This is a genomic window from Vibrio sp. 10N.222.52.C12 (assembly GCF_041474215.1).
Taxonomy (GTDB): domain Bacteria; phylum Pseudomonadota; class Gammaproteobacteria; order Enterobacterales; family Vibrionaceae; genus Vibrio; species Vibrio crassostreae_C.
On record NZ_JBFRTR010000059.1, the window covers coordinates 21,854 to 35,783 of the forward strand.

A 13,930-nucleotide genomic window follows, 5' to 3' on the forward strand; every position below is an offset into this window, starting at 1 on the left:
AGCAAGCAACATGGTAGAATGCAGCCATTAATCTTATCCTCATATAAGATTGTTGAACCTTTCCATCGCTATTTAGCCAAATCATACCGAGAAACTTATGCCATTTTCCAAGCTTGGATTAAGCTCACCTATTGTTAAAGCCGTTGCAAAACAAGGCTATGAAAAGCCAACCTCTATTCAAGAAAAAGCAATTCCGATTGTTCTTTCTGGTAAGAACCTTATTGCTGCAGCACAAACAGGTACAGGTAAAACTGCGAGCTTTGTTCTCCCTATCTTAGAAATGCTAAGCAAAGGTGAAACGCAGCGTAAAAAACGTATCCGCGCAGTTATCCTGACACCAACGCGTGAGCTGGCAGTTCAGGTTGAACAGAACATCACTAAGTACGCGAAGTTCCTAAACCTAACATCACTAGCGATGTACGGTGGCGTGTCTTACCAACACCAGAAAGATCGTCTTATTGAAGGCGTGGATATTCTTGTGGCAACACCAGGTCGTTTGATCGACATGTACGGACAACGTGCCGTTCACTTTGATGAAGTGGAAGTACTGGTTCTAGATGAAGCTGACCGCATGCTAGACATGGGTTTCATTGAAGACATCAACAAGATCATCGCGCGTCTACCACAAGACATCCAAAACCTGCTGTTCTCGGCAACGCTTTCAACGCCAGTGCGTGCACTAGCGAAAAGTGCAATCAGTGAAGCGGAAGAGATTTCGATTGCCAAGACTGATGCGTCTAAAGCGAACATTGAGCAATGGTTGGTAACGGTAGATAAAGACCGTAAGTCAGCACTATTGAGCCACATGATTACCGAAGGTAACTGGGACCAAGCGCTTATCTTTATCGAAACCAAGCACGGCGCGGCTAAGTTGGTTGCTCAACTTGAGAAACGTGGTATTCAAGCGGAAGCTTTCCACAGTGGACGTAGCCAAGCGATTCGTGAAAAAATCTTGGCTGACTTTAAGAAAGGTCGCCTAAAATACTTAGTCGCGACGGGTGTTGCTGCTCGTGGTATCGATATCGACAACCTAAGCCGCGTAGTGAACTACGACATGCCATTCCCAGCAGATGATTATGTTCACCGTATTGGTCGTACAGGCCGTGCTGATGCATCTGGCGAAGCGATCTCTTTCCTATCAAAAGATAACTTCAAAAACCTGTGCATTATTGAAAAGCGTCTTGGTCACTTGATTGAACGTCGCGTTGTTGAAGGTTTCGAACCACGCAAAGAAGTACCCATTTCAGTATTGAACTTCGTTCCTAAGAAGAAAAGAGAACAGCAACAAGGCTAAGTAATTTCAGCGACAGAAAATGCAAAGTTGCATTAACCAAAAGAAAAGTCGCGTTAGCCAAAATGAAAATAAAACGAAGCCCTATGTGGCTTCGTTTTGTTCTTTGAAATACATATAACGTTGAGGCAATAAGATGATCACTCCTATCGCAACGAGATTAACCCGCGGCCAAGACCTAAAGCTAGAGATCCAGAGGCTAGTGACAGCGCACAATATCTCCGCGGGCTCTATTGCGTCTTGTGTCGGATGTGTTTCTCAACTCAATATTCGCTTAGCTAATGCCAACAACACCAAGCTAGTTCAAGCTCCGTTCGAAATTGTGTCGCTTATGGCAACGCTAACCCCAAACCACCAGCATGTTCATATATCCGTTGCTGATGAAAATGGAAATGTGATTGGTGGGCACTTGCTTGAAGGGACGATTATCGCGACCACTGCTGAATTGATTGTTCACCGCTACGATACCTTGACCTTCAACAGAGAGCATGACGATTCGACAGGTTACACTGAGCTCACTATCAGCAACAACACGCAATAGATTGACCCGTAGCAGCACTAGCGCCCCATATAAAGCGATACAACCAAATAGTATTAGGAAACATGATGGCTCCAAACTCCGCAGATTCCGTTATCGTTCTCGATTTCGAAACCACAGGCTTATCACCCAATATGGGTGACCGAGCAATTGAAATCGGTGCGGTTAAATTAGTTAACGGCGAAGTCGTCGACACCTTCCAGCAACTCATGAATCCAGGGTTTCGTGTTAGCGGGTTCATTGAAAGCTATACCGGAATCAATAACCGTATGTTAAGCACGGCGGCCAGTTGCAGTGAAGTGATGGATGAATTTGCAGACTTTATCCAAGGCAGCCAACTTGTTGCTCACAATGCGTCGTTTGATAAGCGCTTTCTCGATGCGGAATTAGACTTTATTGGCCGAGACTACACAGGCAAGTTCGCTTGCTCAATGTTGATTGCTCGCCGCCTAATCCAAGACGCACCGACTCATAAGCTAGGCGACCTTGTGCGTTTTAAGAATATCGACAACGACGGTACTTTCCACAGAGCGTTAGCCGATTCAGAAATGACAGCACGATTGTGGTTATTGATGATTGATGAACTGCAAAGTGATCACGGTATTCAACAGCCGAGCTTTCAACTGATGCAGAAAATATCTAAGACCGCTAAAGGCTCGATTCCAAAGCTGCTAATGAGCAATCGCAATTAAAGCTATCAGCTACAAACCATAGATCGAAATAAAGGCTGATTCGTTTCGCGAAATCAGCCTTATTATATACAAGTGTTACTTAGAGCCGCCCTACTCTTGCAGTGCGACCAACGTTGACTTGAGGCTTTCTAATTCATTCATAAAATATACCCATTGCTTATCACTACTTGTGGCTGCGATATCGACCAAGAATTTGGCGGATGTCTCCGTATTCTTAGTAAGCGTGGATTCAAGGCCATCAGGATAATAAGCTTCATGGTTAAGCAACAGCTTCATAATAATAGGCTGAGCAATATGCAAATCAGTCTTCTTTTCAGTAAGCGTCGATAGAGCCTGATATGTATTATTTTGATATTTTCGCCAGCTGTCATTGGTATTTATCCACTCTTGCGACCAAGCAAAAATAATCTGTTTTTGTTCTTTCGATACCGAACCTAACCATCGTTCTAGCCTTTCTTTTACTCGTTCTCGGTATCGCTCTCTCGAATCTTCATCATTTAAGGACAATCTTTCTTGGTAGGAATCTTGTTGTTTCTCTCGAAAATTTTTAAGGAACTGATTATCTTGTTTCGCACTTAGCTGCATACTCAACGCATAAATATCAGGTGAGAATTTATTAACAATTGAGCGAATATGATTTTTTATTTGATCACTTTGGTTAACGATAAAAGCAGAGGTGAGCTCGGAGCGATCTACATTTTCAATCACTTCTAATTGTGAGACGTACAGCGGTAGTTGAGTTTCTTTGTGCCATTGCTGTAACAAATCCAATCGCTCTTCAAGTTCTGATTCTTGACTGTTAGTTAGAGAAACAAAGTCTTCGATATAACTCACAACAAACCAACTTATGTTGTTATAGGCGAATTTCGTCCCACACCCAGCAAATAGAAAACAGATCAATACGACTAGCCAACGGCACTTTCTCATCACACCCTCTCACAACATTTTACCAAGCAATGAAATACAAAACGATCTTCTAAGGTTAGCTCAAGATCTTAAAACATTACTTAATACCTTAAAATGCTAAAGCTACCTCTTATAAAACTAGCCCGAATAAGCCGTGACAGTAAAAACTTTGAGGTAAATTGAGACTTAGCCTTGATAATCTCACCATTTCGACAAATGATTAAACTAAAAATAATTAATAGCAGTGATAAAACTTATTTTTTATTGTTCATTTGAGGTAATGCGAACCCTATAAAAGAAATGGTGACGTATTTTAAAATGATTAATATTTGGGAGGTAAGCTATGGCCGCTACTCCTCATTATACAAGCGAGTTACAGTACGAGCTTTGTTATTTTGACGATGGAAAGCTAACTACCATTACGATATATGCTAGCAACCGACAGGAAGCGATGGCTTGGTATCTTGGCGAAGGAAAACATATCAACGATGTTTATTCGATCAGACCTGACCAATGAACGTTTGAATAAAAAATAGACTTGGATACTAACAGGTATGTCGATGGGTTAACCTGCCATAGTGAGCCCTGGTAGAACACCCTTTACTGTCGCGAGTAGACAGTAAAGGGGTAAATTCTCAAATTACTTCAGAATTCGGGCGCGGAATTGACGACCCTTCATCTTACCTGATTCGATTTTGTTCAGTGCTTTTTTAGCCACAGATCTTTCTACCGCTACGTAAGCACGCATTGCAAACAGATTGATCTTACCTACTGATTTACCATCAATGCCGCCTTGGCCCGTCAGTGCGCCAAGAATATCACCAGCACGAAGCTTAGCTTTCTTACCGCCATCAATTTGGATGGTAACCATGTTTGAGTAGTACGGCTTAGCAATTGGTTTTGCTGGCAGTTCAGATGGCTCGATTGGCATGTCCATGTACTCATCAATTTGAGCAACACGGTACATCTCTTTTTCGCTAAAGAAGCTGATCGCTACGCCTTTGCTTCCTGCACGGCCAGTACGACCAATACGGTGTACGTGAACTTCAGGGTCGCGAGACAATTCAAAGTTGAACACAGCATCTAGGTTATCAACATCAAGACCGCGAGCCGCAACGTCTGTCGCCACTAGAATCGAGATGGTTTTGTTTGAGAACTGAACCAAAGCTTGGTCACGTTCACGCTGTTCCATGTCACCATGAAGTTCGATAACACTGAAACCGCGGTGGCTTAGCTCATCGTTTACGTTCTGCACTTCTTTCTTAGTGTTACAGAACACAACCGCAGACTCCGGTTGGTGATGAAGTAACAGCAGCTCTAGAGCGTCATCACGAGCTTCAGAACCTTCTAACTTGTAGAAGTGTTGTTGGATGCTTGAGTGATCGTGTGTTGATTCAACCTTCACCATTTCTGGATTGCGCATAATGCGGTCTGCAACAGATTTGATCTGTTTAGGGAAAGTCGCACTGAATAGCAGAGTTTGGCGTTCTTTTGGCGCCGCTTCAATCACAGCATCCAAAGCGTCTTGGAAACCCATCTCTAGCATGCGATCCGCTTCATCTAACACAAGTGTGTTCAGCTCAGACAGGTCAATGCGGCCTTTCTCTAGGTGATCAAGAATACGACCAGGTGTGCCCACAAGAATGTGTGCGCCATGCTCTAGTGAACCAATCTGTGGGCCCATTGGCATACCGCCACATAGTGTCAGCACTTTAATGTTGTGAATACCACGAGCAAGAGTACGAATCTCTTTTGCTACTTGGTCTGCAAGCTCACGAGTCGGACATAACACTAAAGACTGAACACGGAAACGCTTAACGCGTAGGTTCTGCAGCACGCCTAAACCGAAAGCAGCTGTTTTACCTGAACCCGTTTTACCCTGACCGATAACGTCCTTGCCATTTAGGATAGTAGGAAGACTTAACGCTTGGATCGGCGTCATTTCAGTATAACCAAGAGAATCTAACGTATTTAGAAGCTCTGGTTTAAGGGCGATTGAAGAGAATTTTGAAGTGCTCAATGGAAATATCCAACTGGTGAAAAACAGAGTGCATTATGAGTGTTTTTGAAAATTATTCCACCTTAATCACAGTTTTGGAGAAACATGTTAGGCGAACACAAAAAAGCCAGCTTACTTAGCTGGCTTTGACTTCTATACGAATTGCTTTCTATGGCACACCGTGACCTTTAGATGCCACCCATACGCGATACCACTGTTCGCGCGTCAGCTCGATTTTCAGTGCATCAACGGCCGTCTTCACACGCTCAATCTTACCAGAACCAATAATTGCAATTGGACTAGATGGTAAACGACGAACCCAAGCGTAAATCACTTGATCAATGCTGTCTGCACCGACTTCTTGACGAATCGCCTCTAGCTCATCACGAACGCGAACCGCTTGCGCTGAATCACCACTGAAGATGCTACCACCACCGAGACAAGACCACGCCATCGGGCGAATGCGGTTCATCTGCAGTTGATCTAGCGTGCCATCATGAGCCACTTCGAAGTTCAATGGGTTGATTTCAACTTGGTTGGTCACTAACGGCTTACCGAGTCGAGATTGAAGCAGTTCGAACTGACGCGGTGAAAAGTTAGAAACACCGAAGTGCTTAACTTTACCTACTTTGTGTAGCTCTGCGAACGCTTCTGCTACTTCATCGGCATCCATTAACACGTCAGGGCGGTGAATCAACAATACATCGATATCGTTAACACCTAAGTGCTCTAATGAGTTATTTACTGATTGGTAAATATGCTGCGCGCTGGTGTCATAGTGATTGATCTTACGATCTGGAGTGTGGTCACCACATAGGTTGATATCGCACTTGGTGACGATTTGAATATCATCACGAAGGCTTGGTTCAAGCGCTAAAGCCTCACCAAACAACTTTTCACATTGGTAGTTACCGTAAATATCCGCGTGATCAACAGTTGTGATGCCAAGATCAATATGTTGCTTCAGGAAAGTCAGGCGTTGTTGCGGGGTCATGCCCCACTCTGCTGTACGCCAGTATCCTTGCACCAACTCAGAAAGTTCTGGGCCTTGTGGCGCTATCGTTACTCTTGCAACCATGGGTTGTCTCCTTTATCAATACTGAACGTATCCTAAGCTCGTTTTACCGAAGGCTCAACGTATAACAAATGGCAAAGCTAAACGCTTATTAAAAATGTGAGAGCCGCAGAAAAACGAACACTTAAATGAATTATAACTTGCTGTCTGCCCGCGAGCCGTTCTCCTGAAAGGCTTGTTTAGCCTAATAAATAACGAAACTATCTATAAATTTGAGCAATTAAAAACGATTAAGTTCAACCGTTAAGTTGTCACCATCACTCTGTAACTGAATCCAAGGAGAAGTAGAGCTAGAAGAAGATAAGCTAGGCACATTCCACACACTCAGTTGCTCTGCTGAACCGTGAGGCGCGTTGATGAATTCGACCAGCTGTTTATCCACCTTATCGAAACCAACACCTTCATTTCGAGCTTGTTCGAGTTGAGCTGTAACATCGAATTCATCTTCACCAATACGAATTGAACTGAGAGCAAAGCCATCTTGGCGAAGGTATGCCTGAAGCTTTGTGTAACTTAGGTCCGAATATGGCAGGTTTAAGCGAACCGTTTCGACACTTGAGTCCCCCAACTCCAGTTCAACATACACATCCAGGTCGTAATATTGGGTTAAGTCACTGCACAACAAAGTACCTTCGATCTCACCACAATCCATCAACTCGATATCATTAATATAGTTTTGAGAATTCGGCAGACTTGGGCTGCTGTTAAATACTGTTCTTAGCCACCAGCTTTCGGTTGCTTGCGCTGAAAATGAAATAGCATTGAGGGACAGCATTAGAGGCAAGATTAGAACTTGAAAGATTTTCATCGACTGGGCTTATTTAGCGCTATATGAAGTGTCCATTATACGTGACCAAACGACAAACAACTGCTCGAGTCGCAAATTTTAGGCGAAAAAAAACGGGCATACATGCCCGCTAGATAATTTCATCACCGAATAACGTAATCCGTCACGTTGAGAACCATTACGAAAGAGAGAATATCACTCTCCCACAACAGTTACAACATGACATACCCATTACTTGTAGCCACCTTCAATAGCAGGCTCTTCAAGCGACAATCTGACTTTGTTACGTTGAATAGCTTCTGGCGGCAAGCTGATGAAGCCGTATTGGTTCAAAACGACTTGATGATCTTGTGACAAGGTAAGCCCAACAAAGAACTCCTCTTGTTCCGTAAAGCCTTTGCGATGCGCTGGAATATTCAAGTACATGTAATAAACCGTTGCTAACGGGTAACGACCAGAGAGGATCGTTTCTTTGTTTAGGTCGTAGTTCACACCTAGGTTATCAACCACGCTCAACCATTTCACATCAGAGATCTGATCTGAGTAAACGGTGTAACCAATGGCGGCATCTTCGTCTTCAATCTTATTAATCAGATCAGGTAAATCCGCTAAGAACTGAGTATGGGCATATTCTCCTTCTGTTCCACATTCGACCCAACTTGAAAAGGTAGTATGGCCTTTCAGGTTGTGATCAATGGCAAAGGGCAACATATGAGTATCTAGGCTTTCACCGTTACGAATATCACTACTTGCTGACCATTTTGGATGTTTAGGATCGTTAGAACAACCAAACACATCAATTAATTCAGCGACGGTGATTGATGTCGCAGGGTTATTTTCATTGGCTAGAATCGCAATCACGTCAGCGGTAAACATCAGCTCTGTTGGCCTATAACCGTAACGCATATCAAACCTTGCCATCTCTTTGTCAGTCCACTTTTTGGAAGTGATACCAACACGCGAGCGCTGCATGATCATCTGTTCTGGGACGCTGTCACTCAACAAGATTTCTAAGTCGATCTCTTGGCTCTTAAGCAGATCTTCTACAAGCCCCTGCATATTCGGCTCAATCGCGACCAAACCAATGTCACTGGCATCATTCGCAAATGTCGATGCAGAGAACAACATAGGTACAGCAGCAAGCAGTAAGCCCGATTTATTCGATAGACGTTTCATTACTGGCCTCCTACTGGATCAATCGACGTTTTAGACTCAACATCGCTATTACTATCGAGCTGCATTTCTGAAGTGAAGATGTTCCAAGATGGATTCACTTCCATGCTTTCTGTCTTAATCACCGCAATCGTTCTGCGCTTACGCTTGTGAAGGTGCTGAGTTAAGCTGGTTATCTGAGTAAACTCTTGTTCGAAGATACGCTCACCATTGATGCCTCTATCAATCAATGCGTCTCGAATCACGCCAGTTCTTTTCTTGGCCAATGCTTTGTTATAAACGTTTGTACCTTCAGCACTGGTATCTCCGACCAAGGTAACCGAAGCATCAGGCTGCTCTCCTAGTAAACGCACCAACTCATTTAATACAGCGGTATGATCAGGTTTAAGGTCATACTTATCAAAATCAAATGCCACACTTAATACTTCAACATCTTCGACAATTTTCCAATTAGCACACCCTTTAATGTCTACCGTTACACCTTCTGGCGTATCGGCACATAGATCTCGCTGGTTAATCACACCATCTCGGTCATTATCCGCTAAGTCATCAATTTGGTGGCGTGTCATTGTCGTATCAGGCGTTTCTGCACATCCCATTAGCAAGATAGAGCTAAGTAGCGCTAGTTTAAAATATCTCATTACTTATTCTCCCCTTGCCACTCTTCTGGATGTTCAATCCTCAACGCATACGTCAACATACCCATCGCATTTAACACTCGATAAGCCGCTAACGTTTGATCATATTCAGTGCTGATGAAGTTTCTTCGAGCCAAAAACACTTCTACTTTTGCATCCAGTACATCAAGAAGGCTTCGTCTGCCAACATTGAATTGCTGGATATAGCCAAGCTCTGCAATTTTCGCTGCATCAACATTCTGTTGAAGTAAGGATTTTTGCTGCTCAAGCATTTTGTAAGCGTTCCAAGCCAGTTGTGTACCTTCTCGAACCTCACGCTCTGTTCGTAATCGGATCGCCCTTGCCTCTTCCACTCGCCAAGCTGACGATTCAACCCTGGAGTCGGTAGAGAAGCCATTAAACAGGTCATAATCCATCGTCAACATGATACGTGCATCTTCATCGACACCGCCTGGCGGGTTAGATACGTTGTCATTCTTATTGGCATGAAGCTCAAGTTTTAGTTCTGGGTAGTAATCCCCTTTCTCGCGGCGCATCTCTTTACGAGCCGCGTCGATATCAAGCAAAGAGGCTTTGATTTCAGGGTGATTCTCGACAGCTTGTTCAAGTGCGACCTGTGCTGAGCTTGGTAATAGAGCGTAATCAAACCGGGGGTAAACCAAGTTCACCGCAGGTTTGCCAACCAAGCGTAGATACTGAGTTTGCAAATCAAACAGGTTGTTCTGAGCGGCGATAAGTGAAGACTGCGCGGTCGCGACACGGGCGGAGATTTGAGCCAGATCCGAGTTGCTACTCAAGCCTTTGCTCTTTTTATCTTGGATATCTTGATAGATCTCTTGGTGCTCTTTTACATTACGCTTAGACAATTCAAGTAGCGTCTCTGCTTTTAGGATATCGAGGTAATTTCTCACCACATCTAACGATACGTTTTCAGCTCGCGAAATCAGAGTTAGACGCTCAGCTTCTGCTTCGAACGTCAGTCGATCGACATTCGATGTGGTTTTAAAACCATCAAATAGTAACTGGGATACTTTAACGCCAATTTCCGTTCTCGTTAGGCCTCGATCATCGGTATCAAGTTTGCTACCACTGTTGTAGCGCGTTTCTTCATAACCTGCTGCCGCGTACAAGTTCACTTGCGGCATATACAAACCACTCGCCGCGTCTCCGTCTCTGACCACCGATTGGTATCGGGAGTATTGCGCCAATATCTCTGGGCTATAGTCGATGGCAAAGGCCACGGACTCTTCTAATGACGCAGCTTGAGACAGTCCACTCATTAGTAAGCAAGAAGAGAGTAAGAATTTTGAATGCATTACACTTCCTTTTATATTTATGCTCAACGCACTTCATCGTTCGCGAAGTGAGTTTTCCTTAGCTCGTAAAATAGGTTTTAACCAATAACTCAATACTGTTTTCTCTCCGGTCAATATATCAACCGCGACTTGCATCCCTGGGATAATGCTAAAAGCAGAGTTTTGTTGCTGGTCTTCGTTTAACTGAATATGGGCGCGATAATAGGCGTTTCCGTCTTCCGTTTGTAAGGCGTCGGCACTGACATAAATCACCTCGCCTTTAAGTCCGCCATAAATGACAAAATCATAGGCCGTGAATTTGACTGTTGCACCTAACCCGTTATGAACAAACGCAATATCTTGCGGAGAGATTCTCGCTTCAACAATCAGGTCACTGTTTGATGGAATGATCTCAATGATCGGCTCGCCGGGACGAACTACACCACCAATGGTACGCACAAAGATCTCTTTGACTGTGCCATCAACGGGCGCGACAATTTCAGTACGCTTGAGTTGGTCGGCTATCGCCTGTTGGCTTTCATTCAATTGCGCTATTTTGCTGGCAACTTCGTTCAGTTGGCCTTGTACTTTGGCACGAAAATCTAAAGCGATACTTCGATGATCCGCTATCGACTCTGAGTAGGCAGCTATCTGCTTCTGCGCTGCTACTTTTGAGCTAGCAATATCACCTTTGAGTTTGACTACATCACGGTTGAGTTTAAGTAGCTCAACTTCCGCAACAGCACCGCTCGCTACCACGTCTTTCAGCATGTTGCGCTCACGAATCACAATCTCGAGGCTGCTTTCAAGAGTCTGGATATTGTTAAACGTATCGACACGAGCTTGGTCTTGTTGCTCGATACGAAGTGCCGCCTCTTCCAGTTCAGACTTCAACTGTCCTAAACGTTCTCGGTAGTTCGCCTTGGCATTCATTAACGCAGGGTGGCTTGATACATCAACCGCAATATCTTGAGGCACCAAGACCACTCGCTCATACCACTCTTTCGCATCGTTATTTAAAACGACCGTCGACAGCTCAGCCTTTAATCTTAATTGCTGAGCAAGCAAGGTATCCGCTTGTTGAGCCGACTCTAAAAACGCCGCCTTAAAACGTGTGTCTTCTAACTTAGCTAGAGGTTGCCCCTTCACTACAGATTGGCCTTGTCGCACCATGATCTCTTGAACCAGTCCACCTTCTAAGCTCTGAATGGTTTGCACCGAAAGACTTGGAACGACTTTACCTTCACCGATCACGACTTCTTCTAATGTTGCCCACGTAGCCCAACCGATAATTGATACAATGAGTAGAGCACTCAACCAAATCAGCTTTCGAGAGCGGAATGCTAAGTGGTTGTTGGTCCATTGAATATCATTACTCATGACGGCCTCCCTTCACCACTGAAACCGTCTTAAATCGACTCGCCCCTTTGGGTACACTTTTCTTCTGTAGAGAGAGGATATCTTTTGGCTCACCCTCAGCTACGATTTGACCTTTATCCAACACAACCACTCGGTCACACATCATCAAGAATGAAGATTTGTGTGAGCTGATCAGCATTGAAGTTTCTCTTGGCATACTTTGAAGTGCATTGAAGAACTGTATCTCAGCTTGATTATCTAGAGCACTAGTAGGTTCATCCATAATCAATAGTTTTGGACAGCGATACAATGCTCTCGCTATTGCCACAGCTTGTCGTTGGCCTCCTGAAAGCAATCGACCACCCTCGCCGACTGGCGTTTCTAAGCCGTTGCTCAAGCGCCCCATATAACCGTTGAGCCCTGACTGTTGCAGCGCTTGTCTTAGCTTTTCTTCATCAACGTTAGTCGCACCTAATGTGACGTTGTCGTAAACACTACCAAAGATAAGATTAGTGGTTTGTCCAACCCATCCCATACCGCTACGCAAGACACTGGTAGGCCATAATTGCCCGTCAATCTCTTGGTAAAAAGCTTGCCCTGTTGTTGGTAAATACTGGCGCGCAACAATCGATAAAAGCGTGGTTTTTCCTGCACCAGCGGCACCAACAAGGCCAACTCGCTCACCCGGCTTAATATCAAGAGAAATCTCTTTCAACGCAGGGCTTTGAGTATCAGGATAGGTAAACGTGACCTCATCTAATCTGACTCCACCAGCAAAATCACCCTTGTCGATCACTTGGTGCTTAGATTCTTCTTGCGGTAAGTCCATGATCTGGTTGAGACCTTCAACGGCAGAGCGTGTTTGTTGGAATCTCAGCATTAAAAGAGAAAGTTGGTTTACTGAGCTCGCAGCACGTCCACTCAACATCACCACCGCTATCAAGCCACCCATACTCAATAAGCCTTCAGAGATCTGATACACGCCGAATATGATCAGAGTGATGGTGACGATCTGCTGACTGGACTGAATAGAATGAGTCACAATATTAGAGTAGTGACGAGATTGAGTCTGCCATTGAGAGAGTGATGAAATCGTCTGCTCCCAACGTTTCTGAGTAATACCTTCTGCGTTGTTTTGCTTGATGTCCGGAAGGGTTGTTAAGCAGTCAAACAGCTGTGCTTGTCTTTGTGTCGACAAACGTGCAGTTTCATCGAATGTTTTCTCTACTTTACCTTTCATCGCAATGCTCAGCACAATCAAGACCAACATGATCGCAACAGGGATAAACATCATCGCGCCACCGAGCCAACCAATAAGGAACAGGAACAGCAAAGTGAATGGTAAGTCGACTAACGTGACCAAAGAAATAGAAGTGAAGAAATCTTTCACGCTATCGAAATCTTGAAGCTGTCTGGCAAATGCACCTACCGATTGAGGTCGATTTTCTAACTTCATACCGAGCACTTTAGAGAACAGTTGAGAAGACAACTTGTTATCAATATAGCGCCCAGCCATGTCAGTCACAGAGCTTCGTGAGCTTCTCAATACCCAATCAAAAATAACAACAATACCAACACCTGCCGCCAGAACCCAAAGCGTGTTAAACGCTTGGTTCGGAACCACGCGGTCATACACGTTCATAGTAAAAAGAGGCACGACTAGCGCGAGCAAGTTGATCAAGAATGAAGCGATAAACAGGTCTCTGTACCAAGGTTTTACTTCTTTGACGACACGCCACAACCAACGGGTGTTGGATTTACTGTCATTGCGCTCATGTGCCTGAACACGGGCGTCATCAAGCGCTTGAGCACCCACTTGCCAAACAAATGCATCCACTTTAATGACTAAGTCTTTAAGGAGAATTTGTTGGCTTAAGTTGGATTCACAATTCAATACTTGAAAGTCGCCAACGGAGCTTTGGGTTACGACAAGAGGAGACCCTGTCGCGGACTCAACAGCAACAACAGGGAACTGACATTGATTCAATAATTCTTTTTTAACGTGGCTCAGCGTTAACCCCGATTTCTCAATCGCTCTTGGAAAAAGGGATTCATTGAGCCTGCCTTCATTTAAAGGTAGGCCAGACACTATTTTGGAAGGGTGACTGCGAACATTAAAATGCTCACACAACCACTCAACACAAGCTAGCCAGCTGTCTTTTTGTTCTACCAATCTA

Annotated in this window: 13 protein-coding genes; 4 read left to right on the top strand and 9 right to left on the bottom strand. The window is 44.3% G+C overall.

The annotated features are described in order from the left end of the window. Window positions 1–97: 97 nt before the first annotated feature. The 3 genes from AB4623_RS11850 to AB4623_RS11860 all read left to right on the top strand — a co-directional run bounded on the left by AB4623_RS11850 (window position 98) and on the right by AB4623_RS11860 (window position 2,521). The gene (locus AB4623_RS11850) at window positions 98–1,294 is read left to right on the top strand and encodes a DEAD/DEAH box helicase (RefSeq protein WP_102320726.1); all 1,197 of its coding nucleotides are present in this window, start codon (window positions 98–100) and stop codon (window positions 1,292–1,294) included. Window positions 1,295–1,427: 133 nt separating this feature from the next. Continuing rightward, a complete protein-coding gene (locus AB4623_RS11855) occupies window positions 1,428–1,832 on the top strand; it encodes a PPC domain-containing DNA-binding protein (RefSeq protein WP_372146447.1) in 405 nt (134 codons plus the stop codon). A gap of 65 nt (window positions 1,833–1,897) precedes the next feature. Beyond that, window positions 1,898–2,521, top strand: coding sequence for a PolC-type DNA polymerase III (locus tag AB4623_RS11860; RefSeq protein ID WP_010431070.1), 624 nt, complete (start codon window positions 1,898–1,900; stop codon window positions 2,519–2,521). A 90-nt stretch (window positions 2,522–2,611) separates the two neighbouring features. Here AB4623_RS11860 and AB4623_RS11865 read toward each other — a convergent pair whose 3' ends face one another. After that, a complete protein-coding gene (locus tag AB4623_RS11865; RefSeq protein ID WP_010431073.1) occupies window positions 2,612–3,448 on the bottom strand; it encodes a DUF6279 family lipoprotein in 837 nt (278 codons plus the stop codon). Between the two features lie 322 nt (window positions 3,449–3,770). Between AB4623_RS11865 and AB4623_RS11870 the strand changes: the two genes are divergently transcribed. Continuing rightward, the gene (locus tag AB4623_RS11870) at window positions 3,771–3,944 is read left to right on the top strand and encodes a hypothetical protein (protein ID WP_010431076.1); all 174 of its coding nucleotides are present in this window, start codon (window positions 3,771–3,773) and stop codon (window positions 3,942–3,944) included. A gap of 123 nt (window positions 3,945–4,067) precedes the next feature. On the opposite strand, the gene dbpA is transcribed toward AB4623_RS11870, so the two are convergent. The 8 genes from dbpA to AB4623_RS11910 form a co-directional block, all read right to left on the bottom strand. Beyond that, a complete protein-coding gene (dbpA, locus tag AB4623_RS11875; RefSeq protein WP_017064348.1) occupies window positions 4,068–5,447 on the bottom strand; it encodes an ATP-dependent RNA helicase DbpA in 1,380 nt (459 codons plus the stop codon). Between the two features lie 148 nt (window positions 5,448–5,595). Further along, complete coding sequence (locus AB4623_RS11880) at window positions 5,596–6,504, bottom strand: aldo/keto reductase family oxidoreductase (protein ID WP_017064347.1); 909 nt, start codon at window positions 6,502–6,504, stop codon at window positions 5,596–5,598. A gap of 217 nt (window positions 6,505–6,721) precedes the next feature. Beyond that, window positions 6,722–7,309, bottom strand: a complete 588-nt coding sequence (locus AB4623_RS11885; protein ID WP_017071598.1) for a hypothetical protein — start codon at window positions 7,307–7,309, stop codon at window positions 6,722–6,724. Between the two features lie 210 nt (window positions 7,310–7,519). Beyond that, entirely contained in the window at window positions 7,520–8,464 is a 945-nt protein-coding gene (locus tag AB4623_RS11890) for a PstS family phosphate ABC transporter substrate-binding protein (protein WP_102333940.1), read from the bottom strand. After that, window positions 8,464–9,102, bottom strand: a complete 639-nt coding sequence (locus AB4623_RS11895) for an OmpA family protein (protein ID WP_017059473.1) — start codon at window positions 9,100–9,102, stop codon at window positions 8,464–8,466. Before AB4623_RS11895 ends, AB4623_RS11890 begins: the two co-directional genes overlap by 1 nt. After that, the gene (locus AB4623_RS11900) at window positions 9,102–10,415 is read right to left on the bottom strand and encodes a TolC family outer membrane protein (RefSeq protein WP_017059472.1); all 1,314 of its coding nucleotides are present in this window, start codon (window positions 10,413–10,415) and stop codon (window positions 9,102–9,104) included. Before AB4623_RS11900 ends, AB4623_RS11895 begins: the two co-directional genes overlap by 1 nt. 33 nt (window positions 10,416–10,448) lie before the next feature. Next, complete coding sequence (locus AB4623_RS11905) at window positions 10,449–11,774, bottom strand: HlyD family type I secretion periplasmic adaptor subunit (protein WP_372146449.1); 1,326 nt, start codon at window positions 11,772–11,774, stop codon at window positions 10,449–10,451. After that, window positions 11,767–13,926, bottom strand: coding sequence for a type I secretion system permease/ATPase (locus AB4623_RS11910; RefSeq protein ID WP_372146451.1), 2,160 nt, complete (start codon window positions 13,924–13,926; stop codon window positions 11,767–11,769). Before AB4623_RS11910 ends, AB4623_RS11905 begins: the two co-directional genes overlap by 8 nt. Window positions 13,927–13,930: the final 4 nt, after the last annotated feature.